The sequence below is a fragment of the Arthrobacter globiformis genome, from assembly GCF_030818015.1.
GTDB classification, from domain to species: domain Bacteria; phylum Actinomycetota; class Actinomycetes; order Actinomycetales; family Micrococcaceae; genus Arthrobacter; species Arthrobacter globiformis_C.
The window spans coordinates 2,321,308-2,339,967 of record NZ_JAUSZX010000001.1 but is presented as its reverse complement, the minus strand read 5'-3'; the positions used below and the strand labels follow the sequence as shown (position 1 = coordinate 2,339,967).

The window sequence follows — 18,660 nt, the reverse complement described above, 5'->3', positions numbered from 1 at the left end:
GCTGCCGGTTGGCTCCAAGGTCACTACGGCGTATGCCAGTGGAACGGCCCCTATCACCTCTTCTACCAGTACAACCCGGAGGGCACCTTCGCCCACCGGAGCGAGTCGATCAGGAATGGGACGGCTACGTCTCCCAGCCCGAGAAGGTCGGCGTCGACATTGTCGAGGACTACCAGCGGCCCACGACAACGACAAAAAGTGCCCCCTAACTCTCCTCAGCGGTGAGTCGGCGTCTCCCCCATCCGCCCACCAGCTCCACTCATCCACCTGCCGGCATTCCTACGGGACCTGCAGAGACCACTCCTGCCCAAGAAATGAGACCTCACCTTCATGACTGCCGCGACCGACACGATAACTGAGACCTTCCGGCCGGCCCTGCACTACGCAGCCGGGAATACCTGGCTCAATGACCCAAACGGCCTGATTTTTCATGACGGCGTCTACCACCTCTACTACCAGAACAACCCGCAGGGAAACGTCTGGGGAAACATGTCCTGGGGACACGCCACTTCCACGGACCTGCTGACCTGGACCGAACACCCTGTCGCCATCGCCTGTGATGAGAACGAAGAGATCTTCTCCGGCAGCATCGTCTATGACCGGGACAACACCAGCGGCTTCGGCACCGAATCCGTTGCCCCCCTTGTGGCCATTTACACCAGCGCCTACAAACCTGGCTCCGAGCATGAGGGCGTCCAGGCCCAGTCCCTTGCTCATAGCCTGGACGGGGGCTACACCTGGACCAAACACACAGGCAACCCCGTGCTCAACCGCGGGTCCGCCGACTTCCGCGACCCCAAAGTCATCCGGTATGACGGCGACGCGGGCACCTACTGGGTGATGGTCGCTGTCGAAGCCAAAGACTTCCAGGTGGTCTTCTACAAATCCGACAACCTGAAGAACTGGGAACTGCTGAGTACCTTCGGCCCGGCGAACGCCACCGGCGGCATCTGGGAATGCCCGGACCTGATCCCCCTTCCTGTGGACGGCGACCCGGAAAACCTCAAGTGGGTCCTAACCGTCAACCTCAACCCCGGCGGACCCAACAACGGCTCAGCCGGCCAATACTTCGTTGGCGACTTCGACGGGAAATCATTCATCTCGGCCAGCACTGTCAGCGAAGGCCTCCAGGACCCTGACCGGCTGGGCGAATACCAGTGGCTGGACTGGGGCCGGGACTACTACGCCGCCGTCTCCTTTTACGACGCCCCGGATAACCGCCGCCTCATGATCGCCTGGATGAATAACTGGGAATACGCCAACCACATCCCCACCACACCCTGGCGCAGCCCCATGAGCCTCGCCCGCGAAATCACACTCACTGCCAGCGACGGCAATTTGAGCCTGATGCAGCAGCCCGTGGGTGATTGGGCAGCGCTGGCCGACCCGTCCAAATCCTTCACCCTTTCAGAAACTACCATTTCCGATACGACGCTGGTTTTGGACGGCGCGGCCGGAACGGTCCAGCGCATTGACGCTACTTTCGCGCCCGGAAGCGGGGAGGAATTCGGTCTTATCGTCCGGGGAGATGGCGTGCAGGGGACGCGGGTGGGCATCCGGCCCGGAGAAGACTCCTTGGTTGTGGACCGCCGGGAATCAGGGATTACAGATTTCCATGAGACCTTCCCCTCTTGCGACTCCGCTCCCATTCAACCGTTGGACGGGGGCTATCACCTCACAATCTTCGTGGACCACTGCTCTGTTGAAATATTCGCCCAAGGCGGTCAGGTCACCATGACCGAGCTAATCTTTCCGGCCGACACCAGTACCGACGTGGCCGTCTACGCAACCGGCGGAACAGCAACCGTGAACTACCTGCAGATCACACAGGTTGCGTAGAGCGGGTACCCACGGGGCTGCCATCAGGTTGAACCACCCCTCAACCTGACAGTCGGGCAGGGGAGCCGCCGGGTGTCGAGGTAGGGTTCGTTTCCTTCGTTTCTGACGGCGGCTCCCGGAACTCTTGGATGCCAACACGACAGGGACACCCTGATGCATCGCCACAGAGGTCGAGACAGGTTGGGCAAGAGAGGCCATGCCTGGCGGGCGGGCTTTCCGGACGTCGGCAGACGAGTCGCCCAAGAAGACAGAGCCGCACCCCACAGCGTGACGTATGGGCGCCGCTAAGGGTGCTTCCGCGGCTCATCATTCCGTCATGCGGTGATCCAGCAGGCCGGCAATGAACAACCATGAGAGACCAGCCAGGCAGCCGTACCTCGGTTCGGGACATTGCGGTAAAAATCCACAGCGTCATGCAGTGGACCCCGACGGCAACCATGAACAGCTATCGACGGAAAACCCTCAATCCACGGAAGAAGGGCGGTGAGAATCATGGGCAACAACCTAGAGCAGTGCTGCCTCACCGTCAGGCAGTATCGGACGGCCTGTGGGCGCCGGCGACACCGGTTCCCAACGGGTTGGGCGCACGTCATGCCGCCCTCCCCCGCACCGACCATGAAGAAGCAGAACAGCCACCAACAGCCGCTAAGGAGGAACCTGGTGAACACCCAGCGATGCGATAAAGAAACTCGCGCCAGATTGTTCTCAGGTCATGTCCGAAGAACGATGAACGCCCATGAACTGGTATAGAACGACAAACCGTCGCTCCAACTAGGGAAGGAGGCAACCGGCCACAGCACCGGCCACCAATAGAAAAGGCCCCCGAAGGGGCCGACAAGTGAACAAATTGTCCACAGTCAGAGACCTACAAGCCTCTGAACAGGGAAAACACGTGCCCGAGGTGGGACTCGAACCAGCCGATCCCCCTGAAAATCCGCCACTTTCCCGAAAACATCTCCAATCCGGCCCAGTCCGATACCGGTACAACCGAATCCGAAGCCTAGGGTGTGGACACTGTCCACACCCTCTTTGTGCCCGTTTTGAGGCCGCCACTCAACGAGGTGCATCACTTCAGGGCAAAGGTTCCCTCTCAACGGCCCGCCCCGCCGCTCGGACGCGTGGCACCCTTCTTCCAGGCATAGCCGGTATCCAATCCGCGACCGCGGCCCGGGGCCTCTGTCCAGAGCAAGCCAATGGCAGGGATTCAATGAACGTCATAGCGTTGTGACCTCCTTCGAACATCTCTCATGGGCGGAGACACAGAAGAAGGCATGACGGGACTGTCTGAATAACGGTAGATCGGCCGGATGGCCTGACACGCCGGGCGTCGCCTGGCGGGGAGAACTGATAGTGAAATGGACGAACACCTCGGATACGAAAAGCACGACGTGTCCGGGGCGCGGGAGCGGCGCGATGTCGCCATCGACGACTGGCAGGTCCCCACCTCAGGAGTGACGTACATAAGGCAAGCGGACGACGGCGGGACTTCTCGCCGTCGTCCGTTGCCTTTGGCAGGGCCCTCCATCGTGCCCCTGTGTGCCACGGTGCTTAGGCGGCGAGCAGCAGGTCGAACAGTTGCTCAGCAAGCCTGATCAGGTGGCGGGGCACGTGGGCCTCTTCACCCGGACGTCCGTGGCCTTAGAACAACGAGGTGCCGTGGAGGGTTTCCTCGACATTGAAGTGCTGTCGTGTCCTAGTTCAACAGCTTTGATGTGCACCGGGTGGGCGAGGCGGGCCGGGACAACGAGGGCGTTGCAGTGGGTATTCATGGTCAAGTCCTTGACGTGGTCGCGGTGTGGAGCGCGCGGCCGGGCAGACTAAGTCCCGGAGCTGGCCGCCCGCTGGCATGTCACCGCTGGTTTCAGCCGACGGCGACGTCCGTGGCGGCCGTCATGTCGCGCCGGCTCGGGGCCTGTGCCACGTTGCGGCCGGCGATGCGTCCCGAAACCATTGCCCAGCCAATGTGCAGCCCGTGGTTGAGAAGCTGGAGCCCGCCCTGCCCCGTTGATCCGGCCGCCCACAGGCCGGGGATGGCTTCCCCTTCGGCCGTGGTCACCCTCAGTTCGGTGTCGACGGCCAGTCCGCCGTCGGCCAAGGTGATGTAGGCGTTCATTGGGCCGAGGGCATAAAAGGGCCCCTCCGTCACGCCCTGGCCAAGATGCCGTCGCCCGAATTCACCGTCGGTACCGCTGGCCACCTTCACGTTCCACTCCTCAACGCTTGCGGTCAACACCGCGGGATCGAGGCCGGTGCTCGCGGCCAGTTCCGCGATGGTGCCGGCCCGGTGATAGACGTCCGGGCGATACCGCTTGTAGTCGTCGACGTAGGCATAGGCCACTCCGGGGAACGTGGACACCGGGTTGGGCCAGGCCGAGAACTTCCGGGCCACCCGCTCGTCGAAGATCATGTACGCGGTATTTTTGGCATCGGCGGCGGTGGCCCGTGCCATGGCCTTGTCCGAGTCCTCGTTGGCGATGCGCTTCCCGGCGTGGCCCACAAGGACCGCCCCGGCCCGGTACATGGTGTTGTTGGGGCCAACCCAGCTGGTCAGTGCGCCGCGGATGACGTAGGCCAGGATCTTCCGCGGCAGACGCTCGACCACCAGGCGCATGGCCTTGGAAATGAGTGGATGGGACGGGAGCATCTTGATCGGGTCCACCCGGGTAGAGGGGGCGAAACGAAGCCCCTCATACAGGCGGTCCATCTGCATCATGACCCCGCCCGCGTCGGCTCCCAGCTTGAGACCGTCGCCGGTGTTGTTGGGGTTGACGGGAGGGATCTTCGCCGCGTCCTCCCCCACGTACTTGGCCTTCATTTCTGTAGAAGCCGAGTAGTCGCCGGTGGCCAGGATGACACCCTGGCGGCCGAAGTACTCCACTCCGTTGGCCCGCGCGCCGATGATCTCGCCACCCGCGTTGCGCAGCAGTTCCTCCACGCGCATGGATGTGTGGATGACCACTCCGTGCTTCCTGCACTCCCGCAGCAGCGCTTCGGCGTAGGCCCCGGAGTTGGGCAGGACGTTATGCATTCGTGGCTTTTCGTAGGGCGGCTCGGGGGTGGGGCCGAGGAATTGCACGCCGATGCTGCCGAGCCACTCCACCGTGGGGCCCGCGTTCTCGGCGAGGATCCGGCGCAGTTCCTTGTTTTCGCGCTGTTCAAATTCGCCGTTGGCCACCTTCATGTCCTCGACGAACAGCTCGATGCTGTCATTGACTCCCGCACGGTACTGGTACGCGGTGTTGGCGGCGGTAAAGGAGCCCACGGACATCGCCGTGCTTCCGCCCACGGTCGCGCACTTTTCCAGCACAATCACGGTGGCTCCGCTGGTGGCCGCCGAGATCGCGGCACTCATGCCGGACCCTCCGCCGCCGATCACCAGGACGTCCGCCGTTGAACTTCCTGCTGTTGATTTCACTGCTGCTGATCTCACTGTGCGTTCCTTTCACTGCCGCGCCCGTCGACACCGACGACGGCGAGGCTTGCGTTCCGTACGAACGAGGCCGCCCGCTCGGCGGCCGAGGTCCCGGCCCAGCGGCCGGTGATGTAGCCGGGGGCTAGGCCGCCGGCGTAGCCGTAGTTGGACAGCCCGCCGATATCGGCACCGGCGGCAAACAGCCCCGGCACGGCTGCGCCGTCGTGATCCAGGGCTTCGCCGCGCGTATTGGTGCGGACCCCGCCGAAGGTGAACGTGATGGACGGTTGGACCATGAGCGCGTAGAAGGGGCCATCCTGCGGCGCCCGCGCGGAGGCGGACACTGTTACGCCGTCGGCGGTGCCGCCGCCCTGGCCGGCAACTTCCGCATACCGGTCCAGGGTGGGGGAGAGCTGATCGCGCTCCACGCCCCAGCCGGCGACCAGGTTCACTAGCTCCGGGAGGGTCTGCGCCACGGCGTGCTGGCCGCCGGCTTCGATGGCGATGCCGAGGCGGTCGATCCTGCCCAGGCCCGGGAACGGTTCTTCGAGCACCTCCGTGCTTCGGACGAACTCGTCGAAGATGAGGATCCCGCGCGCTTCAGGCTGGAAGGTGACGGCCTGGTTGAGCAGCTCGTCGCCGTCGGTCTCGTCCGCGAAGCGCTTGCCCTGCAGGTTCACCAGCACAGTGGAGCCGGAGTAGTACTGCGAATAGGGCAGGTAGTGTTCGGTCTCGAACCTGGGGAGCGGATACGGCAGCAGGTGCCCGTAGAAGGTGCTCATCGCCGTCGTGCCTCCGGTGCCGGCGGCGCGCGCGAGGCGCAGCCCGTCGCCGACGCTGCCGGGGTTGGAGCGCAGCACCAGCCGGTCCGCGTTAGGTCCGACGGATCGGGTCAGTTCGGCGCGGTCGCCCTGGAAGCCGCCGCTGGCCAAAACGACGGCGGCAGCCTCGTAGCGGATGCGGCGGCCGTCCGCGGTGCGCACCAGAACTCCCGTGACGGCGCAGCCGTTCCGCACCAGTCCGGTGACGACGGCTCCGGCGGTGGCCTCTCCCCCGGCCGCGACGATCCGGTCCCGGCACCACGCCAGGATGCCGTGGATGTCCGTGGAGTAGCCGATGCCGAAGGTCATGATGTCCCGCTTCGGCTCGTCGGCAACCCGGAGGCCGGCGGCCCGCAGCTCGGCGAGTGCGTCTTCATAGTCGGCCACCAAGCGGCTGCCGAGCTCCACGTTGCCCAGCGGAATCCGTTTCCGGTAGGCCTCCACGCTGGGCGCGGTCCAGAACATGCCCGCCGAGAGCGCGGCCGAACCGCCGAAGGCCGTCTGTTTCTCCAGCAGCGCCACTGTGGCGCCGCGCCGGGCGGCTGTCATGGCCGCGGCGGAACCGCTGACACCGGATCCGACCACCACTACATCCACCCGGCGGACCTCGTCCACGCTGTCCTCGCCGTGGTCTGTTGCCGTAATACTTTCCTTCTGCTGCGGCGCGCCCATGCTCATTGCGCCACGCCCGATGCCAGCTTGGCGGCTGCGTGCTCCGCTGCAATGCGGCCGAAGACGACTCCCTTGCCCAGTGAGGTGCCGGTCATGTAGGCGGCGCCGTGGAATCCGCCGGTCAGCTCCCCGACCGCATACAGGCCGCGGATCACTTCGCCGTCGACGTCAAGCACCTCGGCGCTGGGATTGATGGTCAGGCCACAGTAGGTGGTGGTCATCAGGGCCTTGGCCGGGTAGGCGTAGAACGGTCCCTGGTCCAGCGGCAGGAGGTCGCCGACGCCGTTGCACAGGTGGGTGCGGCCCACCTCGTCCCCGCCGCGGCCGGCCACCGTAACGTTGTACCGTGCCACGGTCGCCCCCAGGCCGGCGGCATCGATGCCGGCGGCCTCGGCCAATTCCTCGAGGGTGTCCGCCTTGAAGAGGTGGCCCAGGTCCTCGATCATGCCAATGTCGTTGAGCGGGATGCCGGGGTGCGATTTGGCCCTGACCTTCGCGTCGAAGATCTCGAAGCCCAGTCCTTCGGGCTGCTTGAGCACCTCGCGGCCAAGGGTCTTGTAGGACTTGGACTCGTCGACGAAGCGCCGGCCGTCCTTGTTCACGATGATCGCGCCCATATAATACGCGGTGAGCAGTTCGTGGAACTCCTCGCCGGTTTCCGGGTGGGAGCCGTAGGTGGCGGTGATGTAGGACATGTCCGCCACGCCGGCACCGAGTTTCCAGGCCATCTTGAGGCCGTCACCGGTGTTGCCCGCCCCGCCGTAGGGGATGGCCGCCAGCTGTTCCGGCGCGAAAGTGCGCAGCAGATCGGTGCTGCGGCTGAAGCCGCCGGTCGCGAGGATCACGCCGGCGCGTGCGGTGAACAGGGACTCGATGCCTTCGGATTCGACGACGACGCCGGTCACCCGGCCTTCGGTGCTGCGCACCAGCCGGACCGCGCGGTGTCCCAAAAGGGTTTCGCCGCCGTTGTCGGTGAAGGTCCGGTGCAGGTTGGCGAGCAGTTCGGTGATCACGGTGTTATGGCTGCGCGGCGCCGACTGTCCGGAGCTGATCTCCAGGGCCCGGAACTTCGCGCCCTGGTCCTTGAGCCACTGGTATGTCTCATCCTGGTGGTCCAGGTACCCGTCCAGCAGGGCATGGTCGTTGACGCCGCCGCCGGTGGAGAGCAGGTCCTGCAGGAACAGGTCCGCGGAGTCCTCCACGCCTTCGGCTGCCTGCTCTTCGGTCCCGGAGAAGGCGAAGAATCCGCCGCTCATGGCCGAGGAGCCGCCGAGCTTGCCGGTCTTTTCCAGGAGGACCACCTTGAGGCCGGCCTGCGCCGCGCTGGTGGCTGCGGACTGTCCCGCGATGCCGGATCCGAGGACCACCACGTCGTAGTCGTGTTCGGGCATGGTCATGGTGCTGTCCCTTTCAGGTGTGTTGCTGTCATTGGTTCTGCACCCCCTTGTGAGGCGGGTTGCGTGCGCGGCGGCTGGGCGTTTCAGCAGGTGAGCCAGCCGCCGTTGACGTCCAGGCTGATGCCGGTGATGTAGGTGGACTGGTTGCCGGTGAGGAAGGCCACCGCGTCGGCGATTTCCTCCGGCCTCGCGAAGCGCTTCATCGGGACCTGTCCCAGGAGTCGGGCGTCCTGGGTTACATCGCCCATCATCGGTGTCTGCACGAATCCCGGGGCCACGCCGTTGACGCGGATCTTCAGGTCGGCGAGTTCGTGGGCGAGGCTGGCGGTCAGGTTCTGCAGCGCCGCCTTGGACGCCCCGTAGGCCACGGAGCTGGGGAAGAACGGGGCGAAGTCCGCGTCCGGGCCGCCGCCGGTGCCGGTCTTGGCCGTGATGGACAGCAGGTTCACGATGCTGGCGGAACCGTCAGTGGGCATGTGCGGGTAGACCTCGCGGATGAGGAAGAAGGGCGCTGCGACGTTGACCGCCATGACGGTGTTCCACTCCTCGTCGCTGAGTTCGAAGAAGCGGATCTTGTGGCCGTTGCGCTTGGGGGAAATGCCGACCGCGTTGACCACCACCCCCACCGGACCGGTTTGAGCGGCGAACGCGGCAAGTTCCCGGTTGGCTGCTCCGTCGGCCAGGTTGCCGGCGAAGCCGCGGTGTTCTGCCCAGCCCACGTCGGGGAGTGAGGCGGCCGTCCGATCCGCCGCGTCCTGGTCGAGGTCCGCGACGACGACGGCGTAGCCTTCCGCCGCGAGGCGCCGGCTGATGGCCTGGCCGATGCCGCCGGCGCCGCCGGTCACGATCGCCGTCTGCAGCAGCACCGGTTGCTTGATTGCCTCAGCGTCGAGTGTGGCTGTGGGATTACTGGTCATGGCCGGGCTCCTGGTTCCGGCTGAACGCCGTGTGGGAATCGGTGATGGCAACGGGTAGAGTACGGATCGGCGAGAAGGACGTCGGGTACATGATCCGGTTCTCCATCGTCATGATCATCGGTCGGATGATGGCCAGGCATTCCTGCCACTGCCCGTTCTTGGCGAGCTCGGCACGGCGGGTCCGGCGGTCCTCCAGGTCCGCATACGCCCAGAAGTGGTTGAGCTCGTTCTGCCGCCCGAATTCGGTGACGAAGTAGCCGAGGAAGCCGCCCAGGATCGGCTTCTGCGCGGGCAGGCCGATGCTTTCGTACGATTCGAGGTACTCGTTGAGCCGGGCGCCGGTGTGCAGGACGTAGGTGCGCTGTTCAACGATCATCGGGTCACGGCCTCTTCGGCATCTGCGGAGCCGGCCAGCCCGGTGACGGCGGGCGCCGTCGTCGTCGTTTCCTCAACGGGAACATAGCGGCCGAAGCGGTGCTGGCCGCCCTCGAGGGTCTTACCGTCGCCCATCATCACCATGTTGATCAGCGCGGCGGCGATGATCACGATCCAGGCAATGGTGATGGAGACGGTGCTGCCGCCGCTGATGCTCATCAGCCAGGAGGCCAGGAACGGCGCAGGGGCCGCGAAGATCAGATTGGAACCGGTGAGGGCGAGTGCTGATCCCGTGTACCGCATGTGGGTGGGGAACGCCTCGGCAAAGAGCGCCCCCTGGCCGGCGTTTCCGAACTGCGCGGTCACCAGGGAGAACGCCACCATGCCCAGCGTCAGCGGGAAGCTGCCCAGGTTCACCACCGGGAAGAACAGGACGGCGGCGAGCAGGGTGCCTGCCGATCCGATCATCAGGATCCGACGGCGGCCGTAGACATCCGCGAGACGCCCGCCCCACCAGATCGCGATCACGGAGAGGAAGTTGGAGATCATGATGATCGTGAACGTCTGGCTCTGCGAGAAGCCGTGGGTGGTGAGGTAGCTGATGCCGAACACCGAGACGATGTAGAACGTCACGACGATCGGGGCGAAGGCGAGAATGAGCCGCAGGATGGTGATGCCGTGCGTCTTGATCACGGTGGCCGGAGTGGTGGATTCCTGGGCGACCTCCTGCATGCCTTCCTTGAACACGGGCGTCTCTTCAACCTTGAGCCGGATGTAGATGCCCACGGCCACCAGCAGGATGCTCAGCAGGAACGGCACGCGCCAGCCCCAGGCGAGGAACGCTTCCGGGCTCAGTACGCCGGAAAGGACTGCCAGCACCAGGTTCGCAGCCACTTGGCTGATCGGCGAACCCATCGCCATGAGCCCACCGTAGAAGGCGCGGCGGTCCGCGGGTGCGTGTTCCATGGTCATCAGCTGGGCTCCCGTAGCTTCGCCGCCGAGCGCGATGCCCTGGATGAAGCGCATGAGAACCAGCAGGGCAGGGGCGGCGATGCCGATCGCTGACTGCGGCGGAAGCAGGCCGATGACCATCGACGCGACGCCCATCATGATGAAAGTAGTAAGTAGGATCTTGCGGCGTCCCAGGCGGTCCCCCAGATGGCCGAACACGATTCCGCCGAGCGGGCGGGCCACGAATCCGACGCCGAATGTTGCGAAGGATGCAAGCAGCGCGATTGCTGGATTCATGTCGTTGAAGAACAGCTTGGGGAAGACGGTTGCGGCCATGGCGCCGTAGACGGCGAAGTCGAACCATTCGAGGGCGGACCCGAAGGTACCGCTGAGGACGGCGCGCTTGGCCTGCCGGGAGGCGGGTGCTGCGGGCTTGAGCGAGCGCTTTACGGCTCGTGACGGCTGGGACAGACTCATCAAGACTCCTTCGTCGGGTGAGCAGCGGCGCCTGTTGCGCCTTCATTTTGGGGAGATTCAGTTAGGGAGTTCAGCTGGGGAGTGAACGATGCGCGGCCCGGCTTTTCGCGGGATTCGTTGCGTAGGTTGTGATCTGAGGCTAGCCAGCCCTATGCGTCAAACGCAATGGCTGCTACCGTAAATTGCGTGATACGCAAAGAAGATGCACCGCGGGTAGAGTCCGTTCACCGAGCGCTGGTGCTGCTCAAGCACATGGCGGAGCAGGGTTCGATCAGCGTGACTGAGGCCTCCAGCATCCTCGAGGTGAACCCGTCAACGGCCCAGCGCCTGCTGGTGACGCTGGTCGGAGACGGCTTCGCTGAGCAAGTGGCCCAGCGGCGCTATGCCCCGGGCCCGGACTACCGGAGGCCGGCCATCGACCACGCCCCGCCGTCGCTGCCCGTGCGTGTGCGCCCCTATTTGGAGCGGCTATTCACCCGCGTTGGAGAAACGAGCCACCTTGCAGTGCTCATCGGTGCGGAAATCCACCACCTGGACGGCATCGAGGCCACCACACATGCGCTCCGTTTTGGCCTCCGCACCGGCGTCGTCCTTCCAGCCCATGTCACGTCGGCCGGCAAGGCCATGCTGGCGGACCTGCCGCGGGAGGACATTGAGAGGCGCTACCGCGTCCTCGACGACACGGCCTCCGCCGTCAACGCCAGCATCGATTTCCCCAAGCTGTACCGGGATGTGGACCAGGCACGCCGGCAGAAGATCGGCATGAACTTCGAAGAGAGCGAGGACGACGTGGCTGCCATGGCCGTGTCCCTAGGAGTGGTTGACGGCCAGCATGCCGCCCTAAGCATCGCCATGCCAATCGGTCGCTTCGCCCGGCAGGACGCAAAACGCCTTTCCGCCCAACTGCTCGAAACGGCCGCTGAATTCAAGAAGCAGGAGCTCCCGGCCTGACGTGGCCCAAAACCAGCTCGAAAGAGTTGTACACCGCCTCTGGGGCCACGGAGGCACAGCGGCTACTGGTAGCACCCCACGGCCGCTTCGATCTGCAACGTGTGGAAGGGGGCCGGCAGGCACTGCCCCCCTTCTATTGCTTTGTGGCCTTTGTCGTGGAACGGAGAGAAACACTGTGCAGGTGCGCTGCAGCTCACAGCGGCGTCAGGTAGGAGGCCCCGAAGGTAACCATGAACAAGCTATCGAGGAAAAACCCTTGATTTCAGGAAGAGATACGGTGAGCTTGATGGTTTTCACGTGCGGCGACGTCAGCTCACCCTCGAGCACGGTACCCAATGTCAGATCGCTTGTGGATATCCGGCGACAGCGCTTTCCAAGGGGTTAGGCGCAAGTCATGCCGCCCCCGGAACGGAACCAGCTTCTTCGCCCGAAAAATGCGCCCTCTCCTGAAAACATCCGCAGTCCGGCGCCAGTACAAACGAATCCGAAGCCCAGGGTGTGGGCACTGTCCACACCCTCTTTTTTGACGCTGTCGACGCCCGTCGTCTTCATTCCGCACGCTGGCACCAAGCACCGGCGGGTGGCCAGGAGTCCGCAAACAGTCCCAGTCCAGCGCTGACGCGCGCAGCGCGACTTAAGCTCGGATCCAGAGGACCCAGAGCATCATGGGATTCACGAGTCCGTGCACAACACTGAACCCGAAACTTGGTCCTCTACGAGAACCTAAACCTCGACCGCAGGCGCTTATGGCTTCCGTCAGAAATGGCGAAAGGCCCAGTAACGGCATTTCCCCAATGCTGTCATCAGACGATGGGAATGAAGCATCTTCTGCCGTTAGTGCGATGGTGCAACTTCTAGGGACTGTCCGCGAACTCCCCCCGATGTTTTGTGTGGCTACCGGGCCAGCGGTACTTATCAGGGCCGTAGCTTTCACAACTTTCCCAAGCTGGTTGTGGTGGCGAGTTACCACCGGGTGGCGAGGCCGCGCCGAGACTAGTGAGACGTTCTCGGCAGCGCATATCGGCCACGGTGCCCCGTCCCGTTGAGCGAAAAGTCATTGATCTGAAATGCCGGTCTCCCCGGGTCAGCTCAGTCGCCGTCGGTGGCTCTGCGGATCTGTTGTTTAAGCAGGTTCAGGCGCGGGTCTGCCACAAGGTTCTCGACGTTCATGGCCCGGGAGATGGCACGTGCCGTGGTGTGCAACGCATGGAGGTAGGTGAGTTCATCAGCACCGCCGCGTTTTATCGTGATGGAGAGAGCTGCGATAACCCCGCCGTCTGCCGCCAGGATCGGAACAGCAATTCCAGAGACGTCGGCGTGGATCCAGCCCGCAGCCACAGCATAGCCCGCCCGGCGCGCTTCAGCGATGATCTTCCTCAGCTCGTCGCGGTCCATGACGGTTTGATTGTTGAACGCTGTGAGCCGGCCCCAGGCGAGTAGTTCGTCCCGAACAGGCGGCGATGAGTACGCAGCAAGGACGATGCCTGGTGCGCACTGCAACGCGGGCAGGCGGGACCCTGCCGTTGCGGTATTGGCGGACGTGGCGTCCGTGGATGAGAGCCGTTCGAGGTAGAGCACGTCGTATCGGTCCAGAACCGACAGCTGGGCGTGTTGTCTGACCACTGCGTGGAGATCCTCCATGTACGGGAGAGCAATGTCCCGCAGCGACATTGCGCTTGAAGCCCGGGTTGCGAGTTCCCACAGACGCAAGCCGATGCGGACTCGGCGGTCCGGTTCACGTTCCAGCACCCTTGCGGCCACGAGTTCCCGGACGATGCGGTGAGCGGTTGCCTGCGGAAGTTTGGATCTTCTGGCGATCTCTGATGCTGTCAAGGCATACTCGCCGGCGCCGAAAACCTCGAGGATGCGTATGACCCGTTCAATCATCGTCTCGTTCTGCGTTGGCATTCGCCTCCGACCTCCGTGTCCGGCCCGGTTCGCTGGCTGCCCAACGAGCCAACTTTTTTGCCAGCACAGCAGATCATATCCCCGCAACCGCCACGGGCAGGCGAATTCTTCCTTCTCACTCAGCGAGAAATGCTCTCGACCGTGACCCTGCTCACGACCATTCTCGAGGGAGCGCCAGATTGGGATCGAACCGGAGGGGACGGTGCGACAACAAGACTGCGGCGCCAACCCATAACCACACCAGCACGCACTGTCCGCCGGGCGTCCGCAAACTAGGAGTCTTCACCAATGATCAAGACCGGAGCAACCGCTCAGACCAGAAAGGCAGCCCTCTCCGCATTCCTCGGCGGCGCACTCGAGTACTACGACTTCGTCCTGTTCGCTTCTGCTGCCGCATTTATCTTCCCTGTCGTTTTCTTCCCCGGCTCGCAGGCCGCGACCTTGATGTCATTCGCCACCTTCGGAGTCGCCTACCTCGCCCGCCCCCTGGGTGCCGTCGTGATCGGTCATTTCGGTGACAAGTTTGGGCGCAAGAGCGCCCTACTGGCCACGCTGCTCATCATGGGGCTGGCAACATTCGTCATAGGGCTTCTTCCCGGCTACGACCAGATCGGCCCCTGGGCGCCACTGCTTTTGGTCGCCATGCGGCTCCTGCAGGGCTTTTCTGCCGGTGGAGAAGTGGCAGGCGCCAGCTCGCTGACCATCGAACACGCACCCGACCGCAGCCGGGCGTTCTGGGGCAGCTGGACTGTCGAGGGCGTGGGTGCCGGCATGCTTCTAGCTACCCTCATCCTCATTCCCGTCGCAGCGATGCCCGACGAGATCCTCTTCTCATGGGGTTGGCGGCTGCCATTCCTGGCCAGCATCATCGTCCTCCTTATCGCGTTCTTTGTCCGCCGGACCCTTGAGGAGCCCGAGGTGTTCGAGCACGTCAAACAGAAGGGCGAGACGGCGAAGGTGCCGCTCTTCGACGCACTCCGCAGCAGCTGGCGGGGTATCAGCCGGGTGGCGTTGGCGACTCTCTACTTCGTCCCCGATTCCATCATGAATGTTTTCGGTGTCGCGTTCGCCATCTCGATGGGGATCGACCGGACCACAGTCCTGTGGTCCGCCGTCGTGACGCAGATCGTTGCGCTGATTGTTCGCCCCTTGGCGGGGATATTCGCTGACAGGATCGGACGCCGGCCTGTATTCGTGATCGGTGCACTCGGCACCGGGGTCATGACGTTCGGGTTCTTCGCGGCAGTATCGGCAGGCAACATTGCGCTGATGTTTGTCACCAACGCGCTGATGGTTGGCTTGTTCCTGGCGTTCTGCGGTGCAATCTATCCAGCTTTCTACGCAGAGATGTTCACGGCGCGGGTCCGGTACACCTCGATGGCGGTCGGCCTCCAGATCGGGTCAGTCGTATCCGGGTTTGCACCTTCAATCGCAACCGTCCTGACCCAAGGTGTCCCCACCAATTGGATGCCCGTCGCCTGCATGGTGGCAGGTGCACTCATTATCGCCGCGGTTGCCGCGCTCACCGCCCGCGAAACGTACCGCACTCCCTTGGAAGAGCTCGGGCTGCCACAAACGGATCGGCTGCCCGCGGACAATGTGACCACGGGCGAAGATGGTCCCGCCCAGATGGCGGTCGCGGAACCGACGAACTAACCGCGACAGACCCATGCGCCCCCATTGGGATGCAGGTCGATCAGGGACACCTCGCGAAGATCCGAGCCGTCCCGCCCCCGAAACATCTGAAAGCGAGAGTCGAGAATGACTGTTCCTGAATACACTTATGACCTGGTGGTTATCGGCTCCGGCATCGCCGGGCAATCCACCGCGACTTCCGCAGCGGAGGCAGGCCTGTCCGTGATGCTGCTGGAGAAGACCGGGCAACTGGGCGGCTCCTCGGCCATGAGCGGCGGCTGGTTCGCGTTCACAGGCACCGAGGAGCAGGCCGCGGAAGGCATCGACGACTCCCCTGAATTATTCCTCCAGGACCTGCTTGAGGTGGGAGAACACCGCAACGACCGGTCGCTGCTGGATGCGTACCTGGCCCAACAGACAGAAACCTACCGCTGGCTCAAGGCGCACGGGGTGGTCTTCCGGGAAGTTGAGATCAGCTCCGGCCAGTCCGCCCGGCGCAGCCACAACTCCTCAATCAAAGAAGTCCTGGCCACGCTGCACCGGGACTACACCGCCTTGGGTGGGCAGACCCGGCTGTACAGCAGCGCGCAGAAGCTGATCCGCAACACCGACGGCCGGGTAACCGCCGTGGTGGCTGAGACCCCCGAAGGAAAGCAGCTATTCGCAGGGCGTGCGGGAGTCGTTTTGGCAACCGGCGGGTTCAGTCGGGGTACCGATCTGCTGAAGATCTTCGCCCCTGAACAGCTCGCCGCCATCCCTTACGGCGGCAAGGGAAACACAGGTGACGGGCTGAAAATGGCGTGGAAGCTCGGTGCCGGCATGGCGGACATGTCGTTCATCTCCGGCACTTACGGCTCGCATCCCGAGACAGGTGAGGAGTTCCACGAACTACTCACTGCCTATTACATGGGCGCCATCATTGTGAATAAGCACGGCCGACGTTTTATGGACGAGTCACAGGACTACAAGACCCTAGGACGGGAAGTGCTTGACCAACCCGAGGGCCTCGGCTTCGAGATTTTCGACGCCAAGGTCCGCGCCATGTCACACCGGGGCATCCCGCTGAAGGACATCGACACGCTGGAGGACATCGGCCACGTCCACCGCGCCGACACCCTTGAAGAACTGGCGGAGGTCGCCGGAATAGACCCAACCGCGCTCGTTGAAACCGTGGCACGGTACAACGCTGCCGCCATCGGGCGGCAGGAGGACGAGGTAGGCCGGACCAGCCTGTGCAACGGGGTGGGTGAGCTGCAGCCAATCGATCAGGCGCCGTTCTACGCCTACCCTGCCAAGTCGCTGATGACCACGACTTACTGCGGGGTCACCATCAACACCAGCGGTGCAGTGACCGACGTCGACGGGCAGGTCATAGAAGGCCTCTACGCGGCCGGCGAGGTCACCGGCGGGTTCCATGGCGCCGCCTACATGACCGGCACATCGCTGGGCAAGGGAGCAGTCTTCGGCCGTGTCGTCGCACGTCAAGCAGCCACCCAGTTGGCCCTCAAGTCCTGACACTCCCCCAACACCGCCCACGCGGCATCTGACAAAGCTACCCCACAAGCTTGAAAACGAAAGGTTTAACCATGGCCCCGAATGTTCCAGCCCTGTACCACCCGACCTTGGCCGTTCCCGATCTTGAAGAGGCCCGCGCCTGGTTCCGCAAGGTCTTCGCCCGTCCAGCTCTGCGCTGGGAAGAAACACTCGATCTTGGCCTGCTTAACCCCGACTACCCGGTGAACTATTCGTTCTTCGCCTTCATCACCGACGTTCACTGGGTTTTCCTATGCCCTGCGCTCCACGCGCAAGGTGCCCTCGCAGGCCAAACCCGGTACAAGGGCGTTTCCGACGGGATGATCGGGATGGGTTGGTACACCGACGACGCCGTTGGAATGTTCGAAAAACTGGCAGATGCCGGCGTTCGGGCCCACGACCAGCAGGGACAGATCATCACCAGCGCCAAACCCCCCACCTCCTCATTCGCTTCGGACGTATTCACCGGTTTCACAATGCCCGAGGACACGGGCATCCGGTACGAATTCCAGGAAACAGGCAAACGGCACTGGGAGTACTACTCGAGGCAGGCGGATCCGCGTCTGCGCCCCGACTGGACCGGTCCGTCGCCGGACCCTGACGACCCGCTCTCCATCGAGCTGACGTCACACCACACGATCCTCACGCTGAACCCCGAACGCTTGACAAAGCTGTACGTCGACCTACTGGACGGGCAGGTAATTGCCGGGGCCCACAACGCCGCGCTGAACGCGGAAAGCACATTCATCCGGCTTGCGGACACTGTCCTCGAATGCGCCGTTCCCAACCCGGAAAGCCCCTACTCGGCCAAACTTTCGGACGACCGCGACCTGTACTACGGCGTCAGTTTCCTAGTGACGGACCCCGAGAGAGTACGCACGCACCTGGCGGAGGTCGATGTTCCCTTCACGCACGACGACGGGTCAGTGGTCATCGAACCAGCCAACGGGTTCGGGGCGCAATGGCGCTTTATCCCGGAGCTGCCATACCCGGCGGCAGAACGCCGGCCAGCACGATTCTAGGACGGCAGCGCCGAGATCCGTTCCGTGGGGCCGCGGCCGCGTGAGCCGCACCGCGGACCCCTCGGTCCCCGAACGCGGCGCGGCGGCCGGTGCATCACCTCAGCGTGGCGATGCACCGGCCGCCGAATTCACAGGTATGGAAGCCCGCGTTCATGAAACGTCCTTTTCCACTCGAGAGAACTCCCCACCAGTGGCATATCGCCGACAATCTCGCAAACGGTATTTGCACGCCGCGCGCCAATCCCCGCATCTTCCCGGCGGTTCCCCATCAAAAATGAAGGCCGATTCTGCCCCCAGCCGCTCGGCAATGGTGAGGCGGTCGGCATGAACGAAGCGGCCGGCCGCAGCGTCCGCGACACGGGCTGCCGCTAAGCAAACGAATCTGCAGAGCTGGGCGGGGTGCTCCGCCTCAAGGCGCACACGTGGGGCGAGGCCGCCGTCGTGCCCTACGCCGCAGCCCGGCAGCCCAATGTTGCCGCGCTGCTATCGCAAAATCCCAGGCGCACTTGCCGCAGTAGTTGCAGAAGTACGCAGCGGGAATGAGGACGCGTGGTCCCACTTTCGAACGGGAGACGTTGGCGTCTAAACTGGCCGCCCAGCTAGGGCTCTCCGGACGAGACTAAAAGGCGGGTCCGGTCAAAATCCGGCGCGGGCCGTGGATGATGGTCAGCTCCGTGTGGCATAAGCCAGCTCCCGCCTTCCCGACCAGCAGTTGCCCGGCTTCCGGCGCCGGGGCCAAACCCCGCGGTA

12 protein-coding genes are annotated in these 18,660 nt (G+C 64.0%); 5 read left to right on the top strand and 7 right to left on the bottom strand.

The annotated features are described in order from the left end of the window. The first annotated feature begins 330 nt into the window (after positions 1-330). A complete protein-coding gene (locus QFZ23_RS10820; RefSeq protein ID WP_306922830.1) occupies positions 331-1,839 on the top strand; it encodes a glycoside hydrolase family 32 protein in 1,509 nt (502 codons plus the stop codon). A 1,861-nt stretch (positions 1,840-3,700) separates the two neighbouring features. Here the strand turns inward: QFZ23_RS10820 and QFZ23_RS10815 are convergent. The 6 genes from QFZ23_RS10815 to QFZ23_RS10790 all read right to left on the bottom strand — a co-directional run bounded on the left by QFZ23_RS10815 (position 3,701) and on the right by QFZ23_RS10790 (position 10,861). Continuing rightward, complete coding sequence (locus QFZ23_RS10815) at positions 3,701-5,269, bottom strand: FAD-dependent oxidoreductase (RefSeq protein ID WP_306922829.1); 1,569 nt, start codon at positions 5,267-5,269, stop codon at positions 3,701-3,703. Continuing rightward, entirely contained in the window at positions 5,266-6,750 is a 1,485-nt protein-coding gene (locus tag QFZ23_RS10810; protein ID WP_306922827.1) for an FAD-dependent oxidoreductase, read from the bottom strand. The genes QFZ23_RS10815 and QFZ23_RS10810 overlap by 4 nt, the downstream gene beginning before the upstream one ends. Next, positions 6,747-8,141 carry an FAD-dependent oxidoreductase gene (locus QFZ23_RS10805; RefSeq protein ID WP_306922825.1) on the bottom strand — a complete coding sequence of 465 codons (1,395 nt, stop codon included), beginning with the start codon at positions 8,139-8,141 and terminating at the stop codon, positions 6,747-6,749. Before QFZ23_RS10805 ends, QFZ23_RS10810 begins: the two co-directional genes overlap by 4 nt. A gap of 83 nt (positions 8,142-8,224) precedes the next feature. After that, positions 8,225-9,058 (bottom strand): SDR family NAD(P)-dependent oxidoreductase, encoded by an 834-nt coding sequence (locus tag QFZ23_RS10800; RefSeq protein WP_306922823.1) that lies wholly within the window; start codon positions 9,056-9,058, stop codon positions 8,225-8,227. Beyond that, positions 9,048-9,434 (bottom strand): NIPSNAP family protein, encoded by a 387-nt coding sequence (locus QFZ23_RS10795; RefSeq protein ID WP_306922821.1) that lies wholly within the window; start codon positions 9,432-9,434, stop codon positions 9,048-9,050. Before QFZ23_RS10795 ends, QFZ23_RS10800 begins: the two co-directional genes overlap by 11 nt. Beyond that, positions 9,431-10,861, bottom strand: a complete 1,431-nt coding sequence (locus QFZ23_RS10790) for an MFS transporter (RefSeq protein WP_306922820.1) — start codon at positions 10,859-10,861, stop codon at positions 9,431-9,433. The genes QFZ23_RS10795 and QFZ23_RS10790 overlap by 4 nt, the downstream gene beginning before the upstream one ends. 186 nt (positions 10,862-11,047) lie before the next feature. On the opposite strand from QFZ23_RS10790, the gene QFZ23_RS10785 reads away from it, so the two are divergent. Continuing rightward, positions 11,048-11,812, top strand: a complete 765-nt coding sequence (locus QFZ23_RS10785; protein ID WP_306922818.1) for an IclR family transcriptional regulator — start codon at positions 11,048-11,050, stop codon at positions 11,810-11,812. 1,089 nt (positions 11,813-12,901) lie between these two features. Here the strand turns inward: QFZ23_RS10785 and QFZ23_RS10780 are convergent. After that, complete coding sequence (locus QFZ23_RS10780; RefSeq protein WP_306922816.1) at positions 12,902-13,720, bottom strand: IclR family transcriptional regulator; 819 nt, start codon at positions 13,718-13,720, stop codon at positions 12,902-12,904. Between the two features lie 288 nt (positions 13,721-14,008). Here QFZ23_RS10780 and QFZ23_RS10775 point away from each other — a divergent pair, with 288 nt between their 5' ends. From QFZ23_RS10775 to QFZ23_RS10765, 3 genes are all read left to right on the top strand, one after another. Further along, the gene (locus QFZ23_RS10775; protein ID WP_306922815.1) at positions 14,009-15,376 is read left to right on the top strand and encodes an MFS transporter; all 1,368 of its coding nucleotides are present in this window, start codon (positions 14,009-14,011) and stop codon (positions 15,374-15,376) included. Positions 15,377-15,481: 105 nt separating this feature from the next. Next, on the top strand, positions 15,482-16,870 hold the full coding sequence (locus tag QFZ23_RS10770; protein ID WP_306922813.1) for an FAD-dependent oxidoreductase: 1,389 nt from the start codon (positions 15,482-15,484) through the stop codon (positions 16,868-16,870). A gap of 71 nt (positions 16,871-16,941) precedes the next feature. Continuing rightward, entirely contained in the window at positions 16,942-17,910 is a 969-nt protein-coding gene (locus tag QFZ23_RS10765; protein ID WP_306922812.1) for a VOC family protein, read from the top strand. The last annotated feature ends 750 nt before the right edge of the window (positions 17,911-18,660 follow it).

Bases quoted from the DNA above. Each gene is read 5' to 3' on its own strand.
- QFZ23_RS10820 (WP_306922830.1), top strand. From the start codon at position 331: ATGACTGCCGCGACCGACACGATAACTGAGACCTTCCGGCCGGCCCTG.
- QFZ23_RS10810 (WP_306922827.1), bottom strand. From the start codon at position 6,750: ATGAGCATGGGCGCGCCGCAGCAGAAGGAAAGTATTACGGCAACAGAC.
- QFZ23_RS10805 (WP_306922825.1), bottom strand. From the start codon at position 8,141: ATGACCATGCCCGAACACGACTACGACGTGGTGGTCCTCGGATCCGGC.
- QFZ23_RS10800 (WP_306922823.1), bottom strand. From the start codon at position 9,058: ATGACCAGTAATCCCACAGCCACACTCGACGCTGAGGCAATCAAGCAA.
- QFZ23_RS10795 (WP_306922821.1), bottom strand. From the start codon at position 9,434: ATGATCGTTGAACAGCGCACCTACGTCCTGCACACCGGCGCCCGGCTC.
- QFZ23_RS10790 (WP_306922820.1), bottom strand. From the start codon at position 10,861: ATGAGTCTGTCCCAGCCGTCACGAGCCGTAAAGCGCTCGCTCAAGCCC.
- QFZ23_RS10780 (WP_306922816.1), bottom strand. From the start codon at position 13,720: ATGCCAACGCAGAACGAGACGATGATTGAACGGGTCATACGCATCCTC.
- QFZ23_RS10775 (WP_306922815.1), top strand. From the start codon at position 14,009: ATGATCAAGACCGGAGCAACCGCTCAGACCAGAAAGGCAGCCCTCTCC.
- QFZ23_RS10770 (WP_306922813.1), top strand. From the start codon at position 15,482: ATGACTGTTCCTGAATACACTTATGACCTGGTGGTTATCGGCTCCGGC.
- QFZ23_RS10765 (WP_306922812.1), top strand. From the start codon at position 16,942: ATGGCCCCGAATGTTCCAGCCCTGTACCACCCGACCTTGGCCGTTCCC.